Origin of the sequence: Pandoraea anhela (assembly GCF_902459655.1) — a bacterium.
Classification (GTDB): Bacteria; Pseudomonadota; Gammaproteobacteria; order Burkholderiales; family Burkholderiaceae; genus Pandoraea; species Pandoraea anhela.
Map to the genome: position 1 here is coordinate 19121 of NZ_CABPSB010000004.1, position 22891 is coordinate 42011.

The 22891-nt window shown below is 60.9% G+C and carries 16 protein-coding genes and 1 pseudogene; 4 read left to right on the forward strand and 13 right to left on the reverse strand.

The annotated features are described in order from the left end of the window. Positions 1-296: 296 nt before the first annotated feature. The 4 genes from lpdA to aceE form a co-directional block, all read right to left on the reverse strand. Positions 297-2078, reverse strand: coding sequence for a dihydrolipoyl dehydrogenase (gene lpdA, locus PAN31108_RS07425; protein ID WP_150668255.1), 1782 nt, complete (start codon positions 2076-2078; stop codon positions 297-299). A 20-nt stretch (positions 2079-2098) separates the two neighbouring features. Beyond that, a complete protein-coding gene (locus PAN31108_RS07430) occupies positions 2099-2680 on the reverse strand; it encodes an Ntn hydrolase family protein (protein ID WP_047907736.1) in 582 nt (193 codons plus the stop codon). A gap of 78 nt (positions 2681-2758) precedes the next feature. Then, complete coding sequence (aceF, locus tag PAN31108_RS07435; RefSeq protein WP_150668256.1) at positions 2759-4453, reverse strand: dihydrolipoyllysine-residue acetyltransferase; 1695 nt, start codon at positions 4451-4453, stop codon at positions 2759-2761. Positions 4454-4548: 95 nt separating this feature from the next. Beyond that, positions 4549-7236: a pyruvate dehydrogenase (acetyl-transferring), homodimeric type gene (gene aceE, locus PAN31108_RS07440; protein WP_150668257.1), complete on the reverse strand. Its 2688-nt coding sequence runs from the start codon at positions 7234-7236 to the stop codon at positions 4549-4551. A gap of 342 nt (positions 7237-7578) precedes the next feature. Here aceE and PAN31108_RS07445 point away from each other — a divergent pair, with 342 nt between their 5' ends. From PAN31108_RS07445 to PAN31108_RS07460, 4 genes are all read left to right on the forward strand, one after another. Further along, complete coding sequence (locus PAN31108_RS07445) at positions 7579-10062, forward strand: PAS domain-containing sensor histidine kinase (protein ID WP_246183831.1); 2484 nt, start codon at positions 7579-7581, stop codon at positions 10060-10062. Continuing rightward, the gene (locus tag PAN31108_RS07450; protein ID WP_150668258.1) at positions 10059-10727 is read left to right on the forward strand and encodes a response regulator transcription factor; all 669 of its coding nucleotides are present in this window, start codon (positions 10059-10061) and stop codon (positions 10725-10727) included. The genes PAN31108_RS07445 and PAN31108_RS07450 overlap by 4 nt, the downstream gene beginning before the upstream one ends. A 260-nt stretch (positions 10728-10987) precedes the next feature. Next, positions 10988-11839 (forward strand): bifunctional methylenetetrahydrofolate dehydrogenase/methenyltetrahydrofolate cyclohydrolase FolD, encoded by an 852-nt coding sequence (gene folD / locus PAN31108_RS07455; protein WP_150668259.1) that lies wholly within the window; start codon positions 10988-10990, stop codon positions 11837-11839. Between the two features lie 364 nt (positions 11840-12203). Next, on the forward strand, positions 12204-14282 hold the full coding sequence (locus PAN31108_RS07460) for a M3 family metallopeptidase (RefSeq protein WP_150668260.1): 2079 nt from the start codon (positions 12204-12206) through the stop codon (positions 14280-14282). 184 nt (positions 14283-14466) lie between these two features. Here the strand turns inward: PAN31108_RS07460 and PAN31108_RS07465 are convergent, their stop codons facing one another. From PAN31108_RS07465 to hfq, 9 genes and pseudogenes are all read right to left on the reverse strand, one after another. Continuing rightward, complete coding sequence (locus tag PAN31108_RS07465; RefSeq protein ID WP_150668261.1) at positions 14467-15105, reverse strand: DUF4189 domain-containing protein; 639 nt, start codon at positions 15103-15105, stop codon at positions 14467-14469. A gap of 299 nt (positions 15106-15404) precedes the next feature. Then, positions 15405-15941, reverse strand: coding sequence for a phosphoribosyltransferase (locus PAN31108_RS07470; RefSeq protein ID WP_150668262.1), 537 nt, complete (start codon positions 15939-15941; stop codon positions 15405-15407). Between the two features lie 27 nt (positions 15942-15968). After that, on the reverse strand, positions 15969-17309 hold the full coding sequence (locus PAN31108_RS07475; RefSeq protein ID WP_150668263.1) for an adenylosuccinate synthase: 1341 nt from the start codon (positions 17307-17309) through the stop codon (positions 15969-15971). A gap of 73 nt (positions 17310-17382) precedes the next feature. After that, positions 17383-18543 carry an ATP phosphoribosyltransferase regulatory subunit gene (locus PAN31108_RS07480; protein ID WP_150668264.1) on the reverse strand — a complete coding sequence of 387 codons (1161 nt, stop codon included), beginning with the start codon at positions 18541-18543 and terminating at the stop codon, positions 17383-17385. A 38-nt stretch (positions 18544-18581) separates the two neighbouring features. After that, entirely contained in the window at positions 18582-18773 is a 192-nt protein-coding gene (locus tag PAN31108_RS07485; protein WP_150668265.1) for a DUF2065 domain-containing protein, read from the reverse strand. Between the two features lie 71 nt (positions 18774-18844). Beyond that, positions 18845-19744: a protease modulator HflC gene (gene hflC, locus PAN31108_RS07490; RefSeq protein ID WP_150668266.1), complete on the reverse strand. Its 900-nt coding sequence runs from the start codon at positions 19742-19744 to the stop codon at positions 18845-18847. Between the two features lie 12 nt (positions 19745-19756). Further along, on the reverse strand, positions 19757-21076 hold the full coding sequence (gene hflK / locus PAN31108_RS07495) for an FtsH protease activity modulator HflK (RefSeq protein ID WP_150668267.1): 1320 nt from the start codon (positions 21074-21076) through the stop codon (positions 19757-19759). Positions 21077-21419: 343 nt separating this feature from the next. After that, positions 21420-22499, reverse strand: a pseudogene (gene hflX, locus PAN31108_RS07500) (GTPase HflX); the annotation flags it as partial. Between the two features lie 99 nt (positions 22500-22598). Then, positions 22599-22835, reverse strand: coding sequence for an RNA chaperone Hfq (gene hfq, locus PAN31108_RS07505; RefSeq protein ID WP_010807283.1), 237 nt, complete (start codon positions 22833-22835; stop codon positions 22599-22601). Positions 22836-22891: the final 56 nt, after the last annotated feature.

Genomic DNA, 22891 nt, shown 5'->3' on the forward strand with positions numbered 1-22891 from the left:
GCGCATCCGCCGCGAACCCGCCGCATGCCGTCGAACGTACCGCGTCATGGGTCACGTGAGGCCGTGCGCCCGTCAGGTCACAGCACGGCCATGCGCGCATTCGTGGCTCATAAAAAAACCGTCACTCCATGAAGGAATGACGGTTTCGGACGGCGACGCGGCCCTCGGGCTTGCCATTTCAGAGAAGCCGTCGATGGCAGCGCCGCACCGGCGCGGGTCAGCAAACGCGACTACATGTCCCTACCCTCCGCAAAAAACATAAACGAGCGGTACGTTCCGAGTGACGCGCGCGCCCGTTACTTCTTGCGCGGTGGCGGAACGTCGGTACAAACGCCTTCGTAGATCTCGGCGGCCATACCGACCGATTCGGCCAGGGTGGGGTGCGGGTGAATCGTCTTGCCGATATCGACGGCGTCTGCCCCCATCTCGACGGCGAGACACAGTTCGCCGATCAGGTCACCTGCATGCGTGCCGACGATCGCGCCGCCCACAATGCGGTGCGTCGCTTCGTCGAACAGCACCTTGGTGAACCCCTCGTCGCGACCGTTCGCGATGGCGCGGCCCGATGCTGCCCACGGGAACACGGCCTTGCCGTACTTCACGCCTTCGGCCTTCAACTGATCTTCGGTCTTGCCTGCCCAAGCCACTTCCGGATCGGTGTACGCCACCGACGGAATCTGGATCGCATCGAAGTAAGCCTTCTCGCCGGCGGCTGCCTCGGCAGCAACGTGCGCTTCGTGCACGGCCTTGTGCGCCAACATCGGCTGACCGACGATGTCGCCGATAGCGAAGATGTTCGACACATTGGTGCGCATCTGCTTGTCCACCGAGATGAACCCGCGATCACCCACCACAACGCCCGCCTTCTCGGCACCGATCTTCTTACCGTTCGGGCTACGTCCCACGGCAACCAGCACGAGGTCGTAGCGCTGGGGTTCGGCCGGCGCGGCTTCCCCTTCGAACTTCACGTAGATGCCATCAGCCTTGGCTTCCGCACCCACCGTCTTGGTCTTGAGCATGACGCGGCCGAAGCGCTTCGCGTTCATCTTCTCCCAGACCTTGACCAGATCGCGGTCGGCGCCTTGCATCAGACCGTCGAGCATTTCCACGACGTCGATCTCGGCACCCAGGGCGCTGTAGACCGTCGCCATTTCCAGACCGATGATGCCACCGCCGATGACGAGCATCTTCTTCGGCAGTTGACGCAGTTCCAGCGCGCCGGTCGAGTCGACGATACGCGGATCTTCCGGCAGGAACGGCAGCTTCACGGCTTGCGAACCCGCAGCGATGATGGCTTGCGCAAACTTCACCACGCGCTTGCCGCCCTCTTTGTCGACCACTTCGACGTGGTTCGCATCGAGGAATGCCCCGACACCATGGAGGACTTCGACCTTGCGCATCTTGGCCATCCCGGCCAGACCGCCGGTCAGCTTGCCGACCACGCTTTCCTTATACGCACGCAGTTTGTCGAGATCGACTTCCGGCTTCGCGAACGAAATGCCGTGATGACCCAGCGACTGCGCCTCTTCGAGTACCGCCGCCGTATGCAGCAACGCCTTCGACGGAATACAGCCCACGTTCAGGCACACACCGCCCAGCGTTGCATAGCGTTCGACCAACACCGTCTTGCGGCCGAGATCGGCACTGCGGAACGCGGCGGAGTATCCCCCAGGCCCCGCGCCCAGCACGAGGACTTCACATTCGATATCGGCACCGCCGGTATGCTTGGCAGCGGCCGGCGCCGGTGCGCTCGGGGCAGGAGCAGGAGCAGGGGCCGCGGCTGCCGGCGCAGACGCTGCGGCCGGTGCAGCCGCCGGTGCCGCAGGTTTCGCGGCTGCCGCGTCTTCGGCCTCGACGATCGCGATCAGCGTACCCTCGCTGGCCTTGTCGCCGACCTTGATTTTCACTTCCTTGACAGTACCTGCCACTTCGGACGGCACTTCCATGGAAGCCTTATCGGATTCCAGCGTAATGAGCGACGCATCCTTGGCGATCTTGTCGCCGGGCTTGATCATCACTTCGATGACATCCACGCCCTCTGCGCCGATATCCGGCACTTTGACTTCAATGAGACTCATGCGGGGTCTCCCTGTCGCATTTATGACTTGATGGTGGTATCGATCGGAAACGCATGCACTTGAAACGGGCCAGCCGAACTCTTATCGAATTCCGCTCCCGCCTTCACGCCTGCTTCGGCGATGGCGCGTGCGCTCAGATCCTGGTCGTAGAGGGCATACATGGCGCCGAGCGCGAAATTACGCCCCGAGCCGATGCCCCAGAACCGATCGAAAACAAACACTTCCCGGTAGGAATAAACCCCGTAGATCCCTGTGGGATTCGCGATCACGCTGGTGATCTGCGACGACTCGTACGGGTCGTCTTCCTCTTCCTTCGTGTTGAGGAAATACTCTTCCTTGAGCTTCTGATGGACGCGGCAGAATGTGCGGAAGACCTCGTCTCGCGAATGCAGACGGCATTCATCCGCCATGCCGGAGAGAATGGCTCGCATGACCGGAAAGTGCGCCGTCGTACCCGCCAGTCCGACATACGAATCGCCCACGAGGAAGACCTTGCGGTTTTCTTCGTACGATTGCGAAAGCCGGGTATCGCCGAACGTCACGAGCGAATCGGCGGCAATGGCGATCTCGCCTGCCTTTTTGACGACTACCACGGTGGTCATGCTGCCCTCCCCGTCCAGAATCCTGAAGCTTGCGCGAAAGCCACCGGCGCGCTCGCGCACGCCGGGTGGCGCATTCCCTTACAGCATCGCGCGACGGAAGTCCGCCAACAGTTGCCCCAGGTAGGCGTTGAAGCGAGCGGCTTCTGCGCCATCGATCACGCGGTGATCGTAGGACAGCGACAGCGGCAACGTCAGTTGCGGCACGAACTGCTGCTTGCGCTCGTCCCACACCGGCTTCTGATACGAACGCGACAGACCGAGAATGGCCACTTCCGGCGCATTGATGATCGGCGTGAAGTTCGTGCCGCCGATACCGCCGAGCGACGAAATCGAGAAGCATCCGCCCTGCATCTGATCCGGCTTGAGCTTGCCTTCGCGGGCGAGCTTCGCCAGTTCCGACGTTTCACGGGCAATCTCGAACACCCCCTTCTTGTCCGCGTCGCGCACGACCGGCACCACGAGGCCATTGGGCGTATCCGCCGCGAAGCCAATGTGGAAATACTGCTTGAAGACGAGGTTGTCGCCATCGAGGCTGGCGTTGAACGTCGGGAATTTCTTCAGGGCCAGCACGCAAGCCTTGATCACGAAGGCGAGCATCGTCACCTTGATGCCAGCCTTTTCGTTTTCCTTGTTCAACTGCACCCGGAACGCCTCGAGTTCACCGATATCGGCTTCGTCGTTGTTGGTGACGTGGGGGATCATCACCCAGTTGCGGTGAAGGTTCGCGCCCGAAATCTTCTTGATGCGCGAAAGCGCCTTCGGCTCTACCGGGCCGTACTTCGAGAAGTCGACCTTCGGCCACGGCAACAGATTCAACTCACCGCCGCCAGCCGGCGCCGCGCTGGCCGCAGTCGGACGGTTGCCGGAGAGCGCGTTCTTGACGAAGTTGCGCACGTCTTCGACTACCACGCGTCCCTTCGGACCGGTGCCCTTCACCTGCGTAACGTCGACACCGAGTTCACGGGCGAACTTGCGCACCGACGGACTGGCGTGGCTGATCGGCTGATTACCCGAGGCAGCGGCAGGTGCAGCAGGGCTCGGCGCGGGCGCTGCGGCAGGTGCCGGTGCTGCACTCTGCGCAGCCGGCGCCGGGGCGGCGGCCGGAGTGACAGGAGTGGCAGGAGCGGCAGGCGCCGTTGCCTTTGCGGCAGCGGCGGGCGCGGCCGTTGCCGCGCCTTCAAGCACCAGGATCAGCGAACCTTCGGAAACCTTGTCGCCGACGTTGACCTTCAGCGCCTTCACGACACCGGCAGCCGGGCTCGGCACGTCCATCGACGCCTTATCGGATTCCAGCGTCACGAGCGATTGTTCCGCAGCGACCGTGTCGCCCACCTTCACCAGCACTTCGATCACGGGCACATCGTCGTAGCCGCCGATATCCGGCACCTTCACGTCGATCGTGCTGGCTCCACCCGCAGATGCCTGCGCGGCGGCAGGTGCTGCAGGCGCAGCGGGAGCCGCAGCGGCTGCCTGCGGCGCGGCAGCAGGCGCTGCCGGTGCGGCGGCGCCGTTGGCCTGCGCGCCCGAGCCGTTTGCCGTCTCGAGCGTCAGAATGAGAGACCCTTCGGACACTTCATCGCCGACCTTCAGGCTAAGCGCCTTGATGACACCGGCAGCAGGGCTCGGCACGTCCATCGTGGCCTTGTCCGACTCCAGCGTGATCAGGGCCTGCTCGGCGTCGATCTTGTCGCCCGCCTTCACCAGCACTTCGATTACGGGCAAGTCCTTGAAGTCACCGATATCAGGGACTTTCACTTCGATCACTTGACTCATTTTCCACAGTCTCCTCGAGGCTGCGCTTGACGTGCAGCACACGCCTGCCTGCCGCTGGGGGGCGGCCGACAGGCGCGCGCTGCATGCAGCGGCCTTTAGACGGTCATCGGGTTGGGTTTATTCGGATCCAGGTTGTACTTGGCGATCGCTTCGGCAACCTTGCTCGCCGGCAGCGTGCCTTCGTCGGCCAGTGCCTTGAGGGCAGCGACCGTGACCCAGTTACGATCCACCTCGAAGAAGTGACGCAGCTTCTCACGCGTGTCCGAGCGACCATAACCGTCGGTGCCGAGGACAACGTAACGGCCACGAACGAACGGGCGAATCTGGTCTGCGTACGTACGGATGTAGTCGGTCGATGCGATGACCGGGCCACGCGTTTCGTTGAGGCACTTTTCGACGTGCGACAGGCGAGCCGTTTCGGTCGGGTGCAGCAGATTGTGGCGTGCCACGTCGTTGCCTTCGCGGGCCAGTTCGGTGAAGCTCGGGCAGCTCCACAGATCCGATTCGACGCCCCAATCGTTCTTGAGCATTTCCGCGGCAGCAAGCACTTCATTGAAGATCGTGCCCGAACCCAGCAGTTGCACGCGCGGCGCCTTGCTGTCGTCCGTACCGCGACGGAACGAGTACATCCCCTTCAGAATGTCCTGCTCCACGCCTTCCGGCATGGCCGGGTGGGCGTAGTTCTCGTTCATCACGGTCAGGTAGTAGTACACATCCTCCTGATCCTGCACCATACGACGCAGGCCGTCCTGCACGATCACAGCGAGTTCATAGGCGAACGTCGGATCGTACGGCAGGCAGTTCGGGATCGACGACGCCCACAGCAGCGAGTGACCGTCTTCGTGCTGGAGGCCTTCGCCGTTCAGGGTCGTACGGCCGGCCGTGCCACCCACGAGGAAGCCACGAGCGCGCATGTCGCCGGCGGCCCAGGCCAGATCGCCGATCCGTTGGAAGCCGAACATCGAGTAGAAGATGTAGAACGGGATCATCGTCTCGCCGTGCGTCGAATACGACGTCGCGGCAGCGATCCAGTCGCACATACCACCGGCTTCATTAATGCCCTCCTGCAGAATCTGACCGTTTTCAGATTCCTTGTAGAACATCAACTGGTCCTGATCCTGCGGGATGTAGCGCTGGCCGACCTGGCTCCAGATACCGATCTGACGGAACAGACCTTCCATACCGAAGGTGCGCGACTCATCAGGCACGATCGGCACGATACGCTGCCCCAGCGCCTTGTCCTTGAGCAGCACGTTGAGAATACGCACGAACGCCATCGTCGTCGAAATCTCACGGCCTTCGGCAGTCGCCTTGAGCAGTGCGTCGAACGCATTGAGTGCCGGCACCGGCAGCGAGGCCGCCTTGGTACGGCGCTGCGGGAGGTAGCCGCCCAGCTCCATACGGCGAGCGCGCATGTATTCCAGTTCCTTCGAACCTTCCTCGAACTTGAGGTACGGCACGTCGGCAATCTGATCGTCCGAAATCGGCAACTTGAACTGATCGCGGAACTTCTTGAGCGACTCCACCGGCATTTTCTTCTGCTGGTGGGTGATGTTCATCGCCTGACCGGCCTCGCCCATGCCATAGCCCTTGATGGTCTTGGCCAGAATGACAGTCGGCTGCCCCTTGTGGGTCGTGGCGGCCTGATATGCGGCGTAGATCTTGTGCGGATCGTGACCACCACGATTCAGCGACCAGATGTCTTCGTCCGACCAGTCGGCCACCATCGCCTTGAGTGCCGGCGTGTTGAAGAAATGCTCGCGAACGTAGGCACCGTCTTTCGACTTGTAGGTCTGATATTCGCCGTCCACGCACTCCATCATGCGCTTCATCAGCAAGCCCTGCTTATCGCGGGCGAGCAGCGAATCCCAGCGGCTGCCCCAGATCACCTTGATGACGTTCCAGCCCGCGCCGCGGAATTCCGACTCGAGTTCCTGAATGATCTTGCCGTTACCGCGCACCGGGCCATCCAGACGCTGCAGGTTACAGTTGATCACGAATACGAGGTTGTCGAGCTGCTCGCGACCGGCCATGCCGATAGCGCCCAGCGATTCCGGCTCGTCCGTTTCACCATCGCCGAGGAACGCCCAGACCTTGCGGCCTTCGGTCTTCACGATGGAACGCGACTCCAGATACTTCATGAAACGCGCCTGGTAGATCGCCATGATCGGACCCAGGCCCATCGACACCGTCGGGAATTGCCAGAAGTCCGGCATCAGCCACGGGTGCGGGTACGACGACAGACCGCCGCCGTCCACTTCCTGACGAAAGTTCTCAAGCTGAGTCATCTCCAGACGGCCCAGCAGGAACGCGCGGCTATAGACGCCCGGCGACGAGTGACCCTGAACGAACACCAGGTCGCCACCGTGCTTGTCGGACGGCGCATGCCAGAAATGGTTGAAACCAACGTCGTAAAGCGTTGCAGCCGAGGCGAACGAGGCGATGTGACCGCCGACGTTCGTGTCCTTGCCGGCACGCAGCACCATCGCGATCGCATTCCAGCGGGTGTACGAGCGGATCGTGTGCTCGACGTCCTGATCGCCCGGAATACGGGCTTGCTGGTCGACGGGGATGGTGTTGATGTAGGGGGTGTTTGCCGAGAACGGGTGATGCTCACCGTTGATGCGAGCGAACTCGATCAGTTTCTCGAGCAGGTAATGCGCGCGCTCCGGGCCTTCTGCAGCCAGCACGCCTTCGAGCGAGGCCAGCCATTCTTGCGTTTCTTGGGGATCGGCGTCCGCAGGGGATACGATCTTCAGGGCTTCTTCAGGTACGGCGGACATGGTGTCTCCTTGTCTGTCGCTAGCGGGTTGGCGTAATGGTCGTAACCCGCTTCATGGACGGGCCTACCGGCATTTTTACCGGGGCATTGTACGAAGGTTGTTCCCGCCTTCGCAAGCGAAATTTCAGATTACGATAGCAATTTTCACAATGCGGAATTCTGCTGCAGTGCACATAAAATCAATGGGTTGCCGACACCATCAGATCACGGTTTGCAGGCGTACCGATCGGTCTCAGGGGGACTTTGAGCGGCAGTCTTACCGAAAAGATCGGACACTTCCGAAAAGCAGCTATCGACCGACTGTGACAGAGGGAAACCGGCCGGCCTGCGCTACAATCTCGCCATGCTTTCGCCACGCCTCGCAAACTCCTCCCCGCCGTCCCGGTCCGCTGCTTCGCCAGCCCGCTCCAACCGTTGGTTGCAGGGGTTCGCGGAGTCGCACTACTACTTGCTGGTGCCGCTGGTCTCCATTGTGATCTTCCTCGTCGTGATGAGTTTGATCCTTTGGAGCCTGAATCGCCGGGAAACGGAGCAGCAGCAGGACACGCTTTATCGCAACGTCGCGTGGGCGCAGCAGCAGATTCGCCTCAATATGCTGGCCATTCAGGACCAGATCAGTTCCCTTGCGCGCGACACGGCGGCCAGACCGCAGGACATCGCGCACTTCAAGAACACGGCGAGCGAGTTGATGCAGAACCATGCGGACATCGTCTTCATGAACTGGCTCGACGCGTCGCAACGGCCGAAGTGGGCGGTGCCTGCGGACGCCCCCTTCGCCTCGCGCCTCCAGGGCTCGGCACAGCATCCGATGGAGGACGAACTATTGGTGGCGTTTCGCGCGGCACGCGATTCACGCCGTTCGGCCTATTCCACGTTGATCTACGACGCGTCCGGTGCGAGTTACATCGTCGTTCAGGTGCCCGTTCTGCGGGAGCGGGAATTCCTCGGCACCATCAGCGCAGTGTATTCGGTCGAAGGGTTGTTGATTCACGAACTGCCGCAGGAACTGGGCGACAAATTCAAGGTGTCGTTCATCGACACGCATAACAACGAGTTGGCGACGACCTCGACCCGGCCCCCGCTGCCTCGCGACGTCTCTTACGAATTGCTGCTCGACCCGCCGGGGCACAGTCTGGCGGTCCGGATTTACTCGTATCCGGCGGTCGGCAACTTCGTCAACAACACGCTCGTGTGGTTGATCGCCGGCCTGTCCTGTTTCGTGCTCTGGAGCCTTTGGAGTCTATGGCGGCACACTCGCCAGCGATTCGAGGCGCAACAGGCGCTTTTCAACGAGACGTCATTCCGTCGGGCGATGGAAAATTCCATCGTGATCGGCATGCGAGTGCTCGACCTTCAGGGTCATATTACCTACGTGAATCCGGCCTTTTGCCGCATGACGGGCTGGGACGAGCCGGACCTCATGAACCGTGCGCCGCCCTATCCGTACTGGCCCAAGGACGACATTCACGAAATGCAGCGTCGCATCGATATGACGCTGCGCGGCAAGGCACCGTCCCACGGCTTTGAAATCCGCGTGCAACGCAAGGACGGCACGATCTTCTACGCCCGCATGTTCGTCTCGCCGCTCGTGGACGCCCATGGCCGTCAGACCGGCTGGATGTCGTCGCTTACCGATATCAGCGAACCGAAACGGGCACGCGAGGAACTGGCCGCGGCCCACGAGCGCTTCACGACGGTGCTCGAGAGTCTTGACGCCTCGGTGTCGGTGCTCGCCGTCGACAAAGCAGAATTGCTCTTTGCGAATCGCTATTACCGGCAGTTGTTCGGCACGCGTCCGGAAGGTCATCTCGAATTGTCGGGCGGAGGCGAACTCTCGCCAACGTCGCTCGATCACATCGATATGGTCGATGCGTTTGCCGGCCTGCCCGCCGCCTCGTTGACCGATACGGCGGCGGACACGCAGGAAATCTACCTGCCGACCCACCAAAAATGGTTCGAAGTCCGACGTCAATACATCCAATGGGTGGACGGTCATTTGGCACAGTTGCAAGTGGCGACTGACATCACGGCGCGACGCCATGCGGAAGAGTTGGCGCGTCAAGAGGAAGAACGCCTGCAATTTACGGGCCGTCTGACGACGATGGGGGAAATGGCATCGTCCCTCGCGCATGAATTGAATCAGCCGCTCGCCGCCATCAACAATTACTGCATGGGTACCGCCGCCCTGGTGCGTGCCGGACGCACATCGCCGGAAACCCTGCTGCCCGCACTCGAAAAAACCTCGCAGCAAGCAGTCCGTGCTGGCATGATCATCAAACGGATTCGCGCGTTCGTAAAACGTAGTGAACCGAAACGTCAGCCGTCATCCATTTATGAGATTGTGGCGGACGCGGTCGGCTTGGCGGAAATCGAAGCACGCAAACGTCGCATTCGCATCGTCACGGAGCTTCCGGCAGGACTGCCACAGATCAACGTCGACCCGGTGCTGATCGAACAGGTCCTGATGAACCTGCTCAAAAACGCAGCGGAGGCCATGCACGGCTACACACCGCCACCGGGCCAGCGACGCGACCCGATCGTGCGCCTGCATGTGGAACGGCGTGACAAATCCGTCGAATTCCAGGTGTCCGATCACGGACCCGGCGTCGACGAAGCCACTATCGAACGACTGTTTGAACCGTTCTTTAGTACCAAGTCGGACGGCATGGGCATGGGCCTGAATATTTGCCGTTCGATCATCGAATCGCATCACGGCCGTCTGTGGGTAGAAAACAATGAGATCGACGGCGTGCGGAATGGTTGTACTTTTTGTATTCTGTTACCGTTAGAAAGCGATACGACATCCGGATCCGGGGGAGGACTATGACGACACCCAATATCAGTACCGATCAAGAAACCGTCTTTATCGTCGATGACGACGAGGCTGTCCGCGACTCGCTTCGCTGGCTTTTGGAAGCGAACGGCTATCATGTGCGAGGGTATGGCAGTGCAGAAGAGTTTCTTACTTTCTGCAAAGAAGTTATCCAAAGCAATCGGCCCAACAATCTGTTCGGCTGCCTGATTCTGGACGTACGCATGCCGGACATGAGCGGCCTGGAACTTCAGGACGCCCTGATCGAGTTGAACGTCAATCTTCCGATCATCTTCGTGACCGGGCACGGCGACGTGCCGATGGCCGTCGAGACGATGAAGAAAGGCGCGATGGATTTCATCGAGAAGCCGTTCGACGAAGCCGACCTTCGTTTGCAAGTCGAGAAGATGCTGTCGAAGGCCCGCCAGGAAGCCAGCAGCCATCGCGAACAGCAAGCGGCCGAGGAACTGCTGCGCAAACTCACCAGCCGTGAGCACCAAGTGTTGGAGCGCATCATCGCCGGCCGTCTTAACAAGCAAATTGCCGACGATCTCGGTATCAGCATTAAGACGGTCGAAGCGCACCGGGCCAATATCATGGAGAAGCTGAACGTCAACACCGTTGCCGACCTGCTTCGCCTCGCGTTGTCCAAACGATCGAGCGGCGCACCTCGCCCCTGAGCGAGTCACTGGCATTGCCGCTTTTGCACGACTCGCGCCGCGCTCATTCACTGAGCGGCGCCTGATTCGCCAGCGCCGACGGGCACGCCTACTGCCCGTCGCGTCTTCTCGTTCGCGCGGGCGCCTTTGCCCAACCGCGCTCTCCCGTCGGCTTCGCCGCGCCGCTATAATACGGTCTTCGCGCATGTCACCCGCCTGACTGGCGCTGCTGCATCCGGCCTGCTGGCCAGCCCCCATCCTTCATACGACATCCACGCATCATGACCGCCACCCTCATCGACGGCAACGCCCTCGCTAAACGCATTCGCGCCGAAGTTGCTACGCGCGCCGCTGCTCTCACTGCCCGCGGCCATCAACCCGGCCTCGCCGTGGTCCTCGTCGGCGACGACCCTGCGAGCCAGGTTTACGTGCGCAACAAGGTCAAAGCTTGCGAAGACAATGGCCTGTACTCGTCGCTCGACCGCTATCCGGCCGATCTGACGGAAAGCGCCCTGCTCGCCCGCATCGATGAACTGAACCGCGATCCGAAGATCAACGGCATTCTCGTGCAACTGCCGCTGCCGAAACACATCGACAGCCACAAAGTGCTCGAAGCCATTGCGCCGGAAAAAGATGTCGATGGTTTCCACGTATCGAACGCCGGCGCACTCATGACCGGGGCACCGCTTTTCCGTCCGTGCACGCCGTATGGCTGCATGAAAATGCTCGAATCCGTGGAATTCCCGCTGCGCGGCGCCGTCGCCGTGGTGATTGGTGCGTCGAACATCGTCGGCAAGCCGATGGCCATGATGTTGCTTCAGGCAGGCGCCACCGTCACGATCTGTAACAGCAAGACGCGCGATCTGGCTGCCCATACACGTAATGCCGACGTGATCGTCGCCGCCGTGGGCAAGCGCAATATCGTCACCGCAGACATGGTCAAGCCGGGCGCTGCCGTCATCGATGTCGGCATGAATCGTGACGACGAAGGCAAGCTGTGCGGCGATGTCGACTTCCACGGCGTCAAGGACGTCGCGGGCTTCATCACGCCGGTTCCCGGCGGGGTCGGTCCGATGACGATCACCATGCTCCTCGTCAATACCATCGAGGCAGCGGAACGCGCACTGGGCTGATCGACACGATCGCTAGAACGCCGACATCTTGAGCGCCTCGGGGCGCGCATGGCCGACAGGTCGTGCGCGCCCTTGTCATTTGGGGCCACGCCACACGATGCAACCGCCTCATGCAACGATCAAGGAACGAATTTACCGACTTAGACATCGGAACCTACTGAAAAACCTGTCTGTGACGCGTGACAAATTGCACTTCCATCTTCGCCATCCGCGCGTCTAACGCACCGAAACTCCATGCAGGACAAGGATCCTCGGGATTTCCACACATATCACCACCAATCGACCCGGTTGAAAAAAACGACTGGAAAATTCGACAGGTTGCCCCCACACTCTTCCTACGCCCCTTCAAGTGGATAACGAACGCATGAATACGCCGCAAACCAATCCTCTTCTCGACCTCGAAGGACTCCCGCGTTTTGCCGATATCCGCCCGGAGCACGTGACACCTGCTATCGACGTGCTGCTTGAGCAAGCACGCGTTGCGGTGGACCGGGCAGCGGATCCGGCCACGCCGGCGACATGGGCCAACATTCTTGACGCCGTGGAAGACGGCACCGAAGGTCTGGGCCGCGCGTGGGAGATCATCGGACACCTCAACGCTGTCGCAGATACGCCCGAGTTGCGCGCCGCGTATAGCGAAAATTTGCCTCGCGTGACGGAGTTTTCGGCGAGCGTTGGTCAGAATCTGGCGCTATTCGAAAAGTACAAGGCGATCGCAGCCGGACCGGAATTCGCCGGGCTCTCGCCTGCCCGCAAGAAGATTCTCGACAACGAGATGCGTGGGTTCCGTCTGGGCGGCGCAGAACTCCCCGAGGACCAAAAACCTCGATTTGCGGAGATTCAGGAAGAACAAGCTGGCCTGGCCAAGCGTTTCTCCGATCACGTGCTCGACGCGACGAATAAGTTTTCCCTCGTCGTCACCGACGAGCAGGAAATCGCTGGCCTGCCCGATGACGACAAGGCTGCCGCACGCGCCGCTGCGGAACGCGATGGCGTTGAAGGCTGGAAGTTCACACTGCATTTCCCGTCGTATTTCCCGGTCCTTCAGTACGCAGACAATCGCGCTCTGCGCGAGAAGCTGTATCGAGCCAACGTGACTCGTGCCTCCGAACTCGGCCCCAAGTTTGGTGACGGTGAGGCCGAATGGGATAACACGGGCATCGTCGTCGAGCAGTTGGCTCTGCGTCGCGAAGAAGCACAAATGCTTGGCTTCAAGAACTACGCGGAGGTGTCTCTCGAACCCAAGATGGCCGAGTCGCCGGCGCAGGTCCTGGAGTTCCTTGAAGACCTCGCGCGCCGCGCGCGTCCCTATGCCGAGCAGGACTGGAAAGAACTCCAGGCCTTTGCCGCCAAATCGCTCGGCATTGATCAGTTGCAACCATGGGACACCGCCTACGCGTCGGAGAAGCTGCGCCAGCAACGCTATGCCTTCTCCGAAACGGAAGTTCGCCAGTATTTCCCGCTTCCCAAAGTGCTCGACGGGCTGTTCCGCGTCGCCGGCACATTGTTCGGCGTGACGATCCGCCCGCAGGACGCCGAGACATGGCACCCGGATGTGCGCTTCTTCCGCATCGAACGCGATGGCGAACTCGTCGCGCAGTTTTACATGGACCTCTTTGCACGGGAAGGCAAGCGAGGCGGTGCATGGATGGACAGCGCACGCACGCGCAAGCGTTTGCACGATGGTTCACTGCAAACCCCTGTCGCCTATCTCGTGTGTAATTTTCCGGCACCGGTTGGCGACAAGCCGGCGCTGCTGCCGCACGACGATGTCATTACGCTGTTCCACGAATTCGGCCACGGCCTGCACCACATGCTGACGCAAGTCGAAGATGCCGGTGTTGCGGGCATCAATGGCGTGGAATGGGACGCGGTGGAATTGCCGTCTCAGTTCATGGAGAACTTCTGCTGGGAATGGGATGTGCTCGAACATATGACAGCCCACGTCGAGACCGGCGCTGCGCTGCCGCGCGAGCTATTCGACAAGATGATCGCAGCGCGCAACTTCCAGAGCGGTCTGATGATGCTGCGCCAGTTGGTCTTCTCGGACTTCGACATGCATCTGCATTACGACTTCGATCCGCGCGGCAAGGAATCCGTACTCGAGGTCTCACGTCGCATCAACGATCGTCTGCACGTGACACCGCAGGCAGAGTTTTCGCGTTGGCCGAATACCTTCAGCCATATCTTCGCCGGCGGTTATGCCGCAGGGTATTACAGCTACAAGTGGGCTGAGGTGCTGTCCGCCGATGCTTACTCGGCGTTCGAGGAAGCCGCCAAAGCCACCGGTTCCGTCCTGGATTCGACGACCGGCGCTCGTTACCGCGACGAGATTCTTGCGGTTGGCGGAAGTCGCGAGGCGATGGAGTCGTTTGTTGCGTTCCGCGGGCGGGCACCGCAAGTCGATGCCCTGCTGCGCCATAGCGGGATGTCCGCAAGCTGACGACTTTCGCGCAGGCGTAACGAAGCGCCACGGGCGTTCGATAACAGTCGGCGCCCGTTTTTCATTGCTCAGAGGAAATGATCGACCGAAGCATTTCCTCTCCGGACGAAGCTAACCGCCAGCAAGATGACGAAGTGCTACGACGCGATTCGCCGCCGAGCAGGGTGAGGCGCATTGAGCGGTATCAACTATCGTCGTCACACCCATTGGGACGCCACACGTAGCTGTGCGTCTCTTTATCCAGACATCGAGCCGCCTGAAAACGAATGGTGCAACCATTCTCGTACGTCCGCGTGCACTCACCGTTCACGCATTGTGTGCGCATGCGCACCACTTGCCCTGTCGGTATGCGGCATTGCGTCGGCGCAGCTTGTGCCGCTTTAGGGGGTGGCAGGCGCTTTCCAGGTCGCTGACCGTTGTCGAACCATATCTGCGCGCTATCCAGCGAGCACTGCTCGCCTCCTCGCTGGCAAACCACGAATGCGTCCTGCACCGCCGATTCCTGCGTGTCGCCAAGCGCAACGCCGACCTCCCCGTTACCGGCTCGTACGACCGCCCAGTATGCCGGACCATTTCCCGCCATCAGGACATCACACCGCCCGCCACGACTGCCCGATGCCAACTGTAGGCGGCATCGATCGAGCGCCGCCAACTTGGCTTTTGCCATCGACGTCTGGTTCGTCACATAGAGATACCGGAGTCCGTTCGCAGTCCGGACGCCGGCAACGGCGGACGCAGCGTATCCCGGCGTGCTGACCAACACCGTCACGCCTGCTACGCAAGCGATGAAAATGACGAGAATGAGGCGGAACGACGTGCTCATGAAGAAACTGCTGGCGCACCCTCCAGAATTCGCAAAAAAACTCACCGCATCAAACCATATGCCGGGCGCTCATGAAACGGTGAGCTAAGGGACATTTTCCCGCTTAATAAACCACCAAGAGTCATGGGAACCGCCCCGGACCAGAAGAAAACCACGGCCGCCCTCGCGTTCAGGCACAAGATCCAGGCCACAAAAGCAAAAAAGGCGGTGCATCTTTCGATGTCACCGCCTGCGACGTCCGGAAAGGCTCCGAACCGAGGGCGCCAACCTGCCACTGCCCCCTAATTCGTCAGACTGCCTTAGGTACCGCGCTTGATCCACGCCGACAGATTATGCGGGCGCAGTGTGTCGTACTCTTCGAACGGCTGATGAATCCATGGATTCGTCGGCAGAAAATCGACTGCGTAATCCGGCGCCACCTTCGAGCAGGCCTTGTGCCAGAGCACCGCCGAGCGAACCTCCGTCACCTTTGGGAAACGCTCCTTCAGGTGTGTACCGACGCGTTCGAGCGTCACGCCCGAGTCGACCAGATCATCGACCAACAGCACGCGACCTTCCAGCTCGCCACGGGTGATGGTGATGTACTGAGCGATGTCGAGATCACCGCGAACGGTGCCCTCGGCTTCCCGATACGAACTCGTGGCCAGAATCGCGAGTGGCACGTCGTAGATGCGCGCGAGCTGATCGCCCACACGCAACCCACCACGGGCCAGACATAGGATCTTGTCGAACTTCCAGTTGGACTCATAGACTTTGAGCGCCAGACGCTCGATCAGTCGATGGTACTCGTCCCAAGAGACCCAGAGGTTCTTATCGTCGTTTTGGGGCTGATTCATGGTGTGTCTTGCGAGTCTTGCTGTTTTTCAGTGCTTGAAGGGGTGACGCAAAAGGATCGTTTCGTCGCGATCCGGGCCCGTCGACACCATATCGATCGGAATACCGCTCACTTCTTCGATACGCTTCAGATAATTCTGCGCCTGAACCGGCAACTGGTCCCACGACGTCACACCCACCGTGCTCTGCGACCAGCCCGGGAAGTCTTCGTAAACCGGCTCGCAGCGACCCACGTCGACAGCACCGCGCGGCAGGATGTCTACCGACTTACCGTCGATCTTGTAGCCCACGCAAAGACGCACCGTCTCCAGACCGTCCAGCACGTCGAGCTTGGTCATGCACAGCCCCGTCACACCGTTGATCTGGATCGAGCGCTTGAGCGCAGCGGCGTCCATCCAACCCGTACGACGCGGACGGCCCGTGACCGAACCGAACTCCTTGCCGACCGTGGCCAGTTGCAGACCGATAGCTTCCTGTCGGGCGGGATTGTCCGCATCGTAAAGTTCGCTCGGGAACGGACCCGCACCGACGCGCGTGCAATAAGCCTTCGTGATCCCCAGCACGTAGTGCAGTTGTTGCGGGCCGACGCCGGCGCCAGCCGAGGCCGCGCCTGCAACGCAGTTGCTGCTGGTCACAAACGGATAAGTGCCGTGATCGATGTCGAGCAATGTGCCTTGCGCGCCTTCGAACAGCAGCTTGCTGCCTGCGCGGTTGGCGGCGTACAGCTCCTGCGACACGTCGGCAATCATCGGACGCAGACGCTCGGCATAGCTCAGCATCGTGTCCAGCGTTTCCTGGAAATCGACGGCCTTCGCGCCCAGATACTGGGTCAGCACAAAGTTGTGGTAATCGAGGTTTTCGCGCAGGCGTTCGGCGAACGTCTTCGGATCGAACAGATCCTGCACACGCAACGCACGGCGACCGACCTTATCTTCGTACGCCGGGCCAATGCCACGGCCGGTCGTGCCGATCTTACCCGCACCGCGGCGCGCTTCGCGCGCCTGGTCGATGGCAACGTGGTACGGGAGAATCAGCGTGCAGGCCTCGGAAATGCGCAGACGGCCGCAAACATTCAGGCCGGCGCTTTCGAGTTCTTCGATTTCCTTGAACAGCGCTTCGGGCGACAGCACGACACCGTTACCGATGTAGCACGTGACGTCCTTGTGCATGATGCCCGACGGAATCAGACGCAGAATGGTCTTCTTGCCGCCGATGATGAGCGTGTGTCCGGCATTGTGCCCGCCTTGGAAACGCACCACGCCTTGCGCGTGATCGGTCAGCCAATCGACGACCTTACCCTTACCTTCGTCGCCCCATTGGGTTCCGATAACGACGACGTTGCGTCCCTGATTCAATGCATTGCCGGACATAACAATAGTTGGTTTGGTTAAAAACGTATTCTACCCGTGTTGGCGCAGGCGAGTGCCGCTTTTTTCAGCGGATTCACCGGGGCGTCACAACCCACTGGCCATCTTTTTCAACGAGGACGCGGTCCCCCGTGAATTCCTCGAAATCCTGGGCGTGCCCCGGCAGCATGCGAATGACCACCTCGCCCGCATCGCGCAGGCTCTCAATCTTGGCACGCAAGCCCGGCACATCGTCCGCCGGCGCCAAAATCGCATTACTGCGCGCTTCGACCGGCGAAATTGCTGCCAACTCACGCAAATCGAGCGAAAAACCGGTTGCAGGACGATCCCGGCCGAAAGCTTGGCCGACCTTGTCGTAACGCCCGCCACGGGCAATGGCGTTGGGAATGCCATCCACGTAAGCGGCGAACATCACACCGCTGTGATATTGATACCCGCGCAGATCGGCCAAATCGATCGACAGCACCGCAGAGCCGCCGTGGCCCTGCGATGCTGCGAGGTAAGCCAGGTCGTCCAGCGCCGAGGTGACGCCGGGCAGATCCGGCAGAACCTTGCGTGCCCGCGCCAGTGTCTCGGCGGGTTCCCCGTACAATGTTGTCAAGCTCAGCAACGCAGTGCGAACATGCTCGGGAAGATCGCACGTCAGTTCCTGCAATTGCGGGACATCCTTGGTCGCCAGCGCCCCGAACAATTGGCTCTCGATGGCCTCAGCCGCCGGCACGCCTTCAAGCAAGGCTTCCAGCACGCCCGCATGACAAAGATCGATACGAATCTGCTTCAGACCAGCCAATTGCAGGCAGAACAGCAGCAACTCCTGAATCTCGAGATCGGCTTCCAGACCGCTATGACCGAAGATTTCGGCACCGATCTGGAACGGCTCACGCGTCGCAAGCAGATTGCGCGGACGGGTGAACAGCACACTGCCGGCATAGCACAGGCGCGTCACCCCTTTGCGGTTCAGTAAGTGGGCGTCGATACGGGCGATCTGCGGGGTGATATCGGCGCGAAGGCCCATGGTACGCCCCGAGAGCTGGTCGACCAGCTTGAACGTGCGCAGGTCGAGGTCGTGGCCGGTGCCGGTCAGCAGCGACTCGACATACTCGAGCATCGGCGGCATGACGAGTTCGTAGCCGTAGGTACGGAAGCGATCGAGCATGAGACGACGCAGATCTTCGATCTTGCGCGCCTCGGACGGCAGCACGTCGGCGATATTTTCGGGGAGTAGCCAGTTAGGCATGGGTATTTCGGAATTCAGACGGCGCGCGAAAGCGCCTTTTAGTAATCGGCCAGTAGCATCAAAATCAGCCCCAGCAAGACGGCGGCCAGGCCGAAGAAACGAATCTGGCCGGACGGCATTTCCGTTATTTTACGAAAACTTTGCCGCCACCGGTCCGGCGCGACGAACGGAAACAGTCCCTCGACGATCAGCATGAGGGCGAAAGCGAGAATGATTGTGCTGCTGGTCACAGGGGGACTCGGCCAAAACGCCACCGCCCGCGTCGACGCGGGCGGTGGCAGCTACTCGGATGTCAGAGGCGTTATTTTCCCGCTTTTCCGGCCGACGCGCCAGCACCACCGGAACCGCGCATGAATCGGAAGAAATCGCTGTTCGGATCGGCGATGATGACGTCCCTCTTGTCACGGAAGGTCGCCTTGTACGCTTCGAGGCTCTGGTAGAACTGAGCGAACTGCGGATCACGACCGAAAGCCTGCGCATAGATGTTAGCAGCAGCGGCATCGCCCTCACCCTTGACCTGCTGGGCCTTGGCATAGGCTTCGGCAACCACCACGTCGCGCTGACGGTCCGCATCCGCGCGGATCTGCTCGGCTTCGGCCGCGCCCGTCGAACGCAGTTCGTTCGCCACACGCTTGCGCTCGGCCGCCATCCGGCTGTAGACCGAATCGCTGATGCCGGCGGCGAGGTCCACCCGACGCATACGCACATCGACGATTTCGATACCGACTTGCGCAGCTTCGTCACCCACCTTCTGCTTGACCCACTGCATCACCTGGTCGCGCTGCGTCGACACGACTTCGGTCACCGTGCGCTTGGTGAACGCTTCCTGCAACGCCGAGCGAATCTGTTGCGTCAAACGATCCTGCGCGAGGCGGTTATCGCCCTTGAAGCTCACGTAGAACTTGCGCGGATCGATGATGCGCCACTTCACATACGAGTCGACGATCAGGTTCTTCTTCTCGGCCGTGATGAAGCGCTCCGGCTCGGGGTTGTCGATGGTCATGATGCGCTTGTCCAGATACAGCACGGTCTGGAGCGGCGGCGGCAACTTGAACTTCAGGCCGGGCTGATTATAGACATCTTTGATCTCGCCCAGCGAGAACACCACGGCATAACGGCGCTGATCCACCACGAACATGGTCGAGGCGAGCACGATCAACAAGACGATCAGCGCGACGATAACGGTTCCAATACGGTTCATGCGCTTATCCCCTTAGCGTGAATCGCGGTCGCGGTTGCGCAGTGCCGCGCGCGATCGATCATGGTCGACATCATTGTTGTCATCCGCGGCAGGCGCGCCTGCCGCCGCCCCCGTACCCGCACCGGATGCCGGCGCCGGGGTCGACGCGTCGCTACGCGTGCGCTCCATGATCTTGTCCAACGGCAAATACAACAGGCTGTTGTTCTTCGAATCCACCATGATCTTGGTGGTGCGCGAATAGATCTGCTGCATCGTATCGAGATACATACGCTCGCGGATCACGCCCGGCGCCTTGGCATACGCCTCCTGCACCGACTTGAAGCGATCGGCATCACCCTGCGCCTGCGACACGACACGCGCCTTGTAACCCGCCGCCTCCTCCGTCAGACGCGACGCCGTACCCTTGGCTCGCGGAATCACGTCGTTGGCATAAGCCTGCGCTTCGTTCTTGGCGCGCTCCAGATCCTGACCTGCCTTCACGGCGTCGTCGAACGCCGCCTGCACCTGCTCCGGCGGCTGAACGCTCTGCATCGTGACGCTCGTGACGAGAATCCCCGTCTTGTAGCCATCGAGAATGCGTTGAATCGACGTCACGAGTTCGTTCGCAATCTCTTCGCGACCGGCATAGAGCACGAAATCCATCTTGCTCTTGCCGACGATTTCGCGCACCGCCGTCTGCGCCGCGAGATTCACCGACGATTCGGCGTCCACGTTATTGAACAGGAACTCGGTCGCGTCCTTGATGCGGTACTGCACGGCGAAGCGCACATCGATAATGTTTTCGTCGCCCGTGAGCATCGAGGAGTCTTTCAGGTCGGTGTCGCGAATCGTGTTCGAGCGGCCGATTTCGACCGACCGGATCTGCGACATATTGACGACCTCGACCGACTGGAACGGGTACGGCAAACGCCACTGAATACCCGACGTCGTCGTGTACTTGTACTTGCCGAACTGAGTGACGACACCGACCTGACCTTCCTGGACGATGAACACGCCAGTCGCCAGCCAGATCAGGAACGCGAGTGCGACGACGACGCCCACACCGATACCCGAGCCACGCGAGCCGCCGGAGAAGTTGCTCGACCCGCCATTGCCGCCCCCGCCGTTTTTACGGCCGAAGATACGGTTCAGGCGGCGATTGAAATCGCGCCACAGTTCGTCGAGATCGGGCGGACCGTCCTGCTGCGGACCTTGCGGTCCGCGCGGCGGCTCCTTCTGATCTTGCGAATTCGGTGTATTCGCCCGATCAGGGCGGTTCGGCTCCTGATTGCCGGACGGCGTATCGCCACCGCCGTCCCGCCCCCAGCGCGGGTCGTTCAGGGAGAAAATCAAGCCAACTCGTCGCATCAAAGCTCTTGGAAGCATAGGTAGAAGCGTGGTGACTGAAGCGGGTTGGGCGTTGCGACCGGCGCGCCTCGCATCGGAGCACGCATCTTGCCGGTTCGCGCGTGGTTCCCGAATCTGGTTTGCCGATCGGCGGCCTTACCCGGCCTCCGTCTAGTCTCTTGCCAGTTCGTCACCCGCGTCGGATCGTGCTGCCGGTATTCCCCGGGGCAACCCGCCCGCCGCGGTGCGACGTCTCGTGTTATCTGTCTTCTGCGCGCGGCACATCATCCCAACGGTCGATGAGCCGGACATCGGGCGCTTCGTGCTGCGATTGTAACCCACCAGTGCCGGCCACGACCGCCTCGCTGATGGCCTCGCGCAGCAGGTCCAACCCCTCACCGGTACGTGCGCTCAAAAAGACGCGCGTGATACGCCCGCCTTCGTCCCGCTCGATTCTCGGCCCTTGGGCAGCCAGTTCCGGCACTGCGTCAATCTTGTTCCAGACGAGAATCTGCGGAATATCGGCCGCGTCGATCTCCGCCAATACGGCATTGACCTCGGCCATCTGCTCCTTGCGCACCTGACTCGACGCGTCCACCACATGCAGCAGCATGTCGGCGTGCACCGTCTCCTCGAGGGTTGCCCGGAATGCCGCCACCAATTGGTGAGGCAACTCGCGGATAAATCCGACAGTATCGGACAGCACGATGTTCCCCACCTCGCCAAGATAAACACGGCGCGATGTCGTATCGAGCGTGGCGAACAGCTGATCGGCGGCGTAGGCGTTGGCCTTCGTCATCGCATTGAACAGCGTGGATTTGCCGGCGTTGGTATAGCCCACGAGCGAAATCGACATCGTGCCGCTGCGCTGACGCGCGCGGCGCTGCGTGTCGTGCTGACGCTGGAGCTTCTCGAGCCGGACTTTGAGCGACTTCACCCGCTCCCCGAGCAGACGACGGTCCGTCTCCAGCTGCGTCTCACCCGGCCCGCGCAGACCGATACCGCCCTTCTGACGCTCCAAGTGAGTCCAGGCGCGCACCAGGCGCGTGGACAAATACTGCAACTGCGCGAGTTCGACCTGCAACTTGCCCTCATGACTCTTCGCACGTTGGGCGAAGATATCGAGAATCAAACTGGTGCGGTCCACCACACGGCGTTGCAACAGGTGTTCGAGGTTACGCTGCTGACCGGGTGTCAACGCGTGGTTGAAAATCACCAGTTCGACGTCGAATTCGGCAATCGCTTCACGCAGTTCTTCCGCTTTGCCGCTGCCAATGAATAGCTTGGCATCAGGGCTATGGCGGCGACCGGTAATGGTCACGACAGGCGTGGCGCCTGCGGATTGCGTCAGAAGGTCGAGTTCCTGGAGACTGGCGTCGAAATCGAGTTTGCCGAAATCGATGCCGACGAGCGCGGCGTTGGTGGTCAAGCTACGCTGGGAATGGGTGTTGGGACTGTTGGACAAGAGCGGGCGATGGGGAAGATAAATTCGCCCGGCCGGAGACACTCCCGGTCGGGCGAGCCTGAATCAGGACTGCTCGGCTTCCGGATGGAAATTCACCGGACGCGCAGGAACGACCGTCGAAATGGCGTGCTTGTAGACCATTTGGGTGACCGTGTTGCGCAGCAGGACGACATACTGGTCGAACGACTCGATGTTTCCCTGCAGCTTAATACCGTTGACCAGATAGATCGAGACGGGAACATGCTCCTTACGCAAGGCGTTCAGAAACGGGTCTTGTAGAAGTTGCCCTTTGTTGCTCATAAGTTACTCCATTGTATTTTTAGCAAATGACCGTAAGCCAGGGCGTGTGCGCGCTT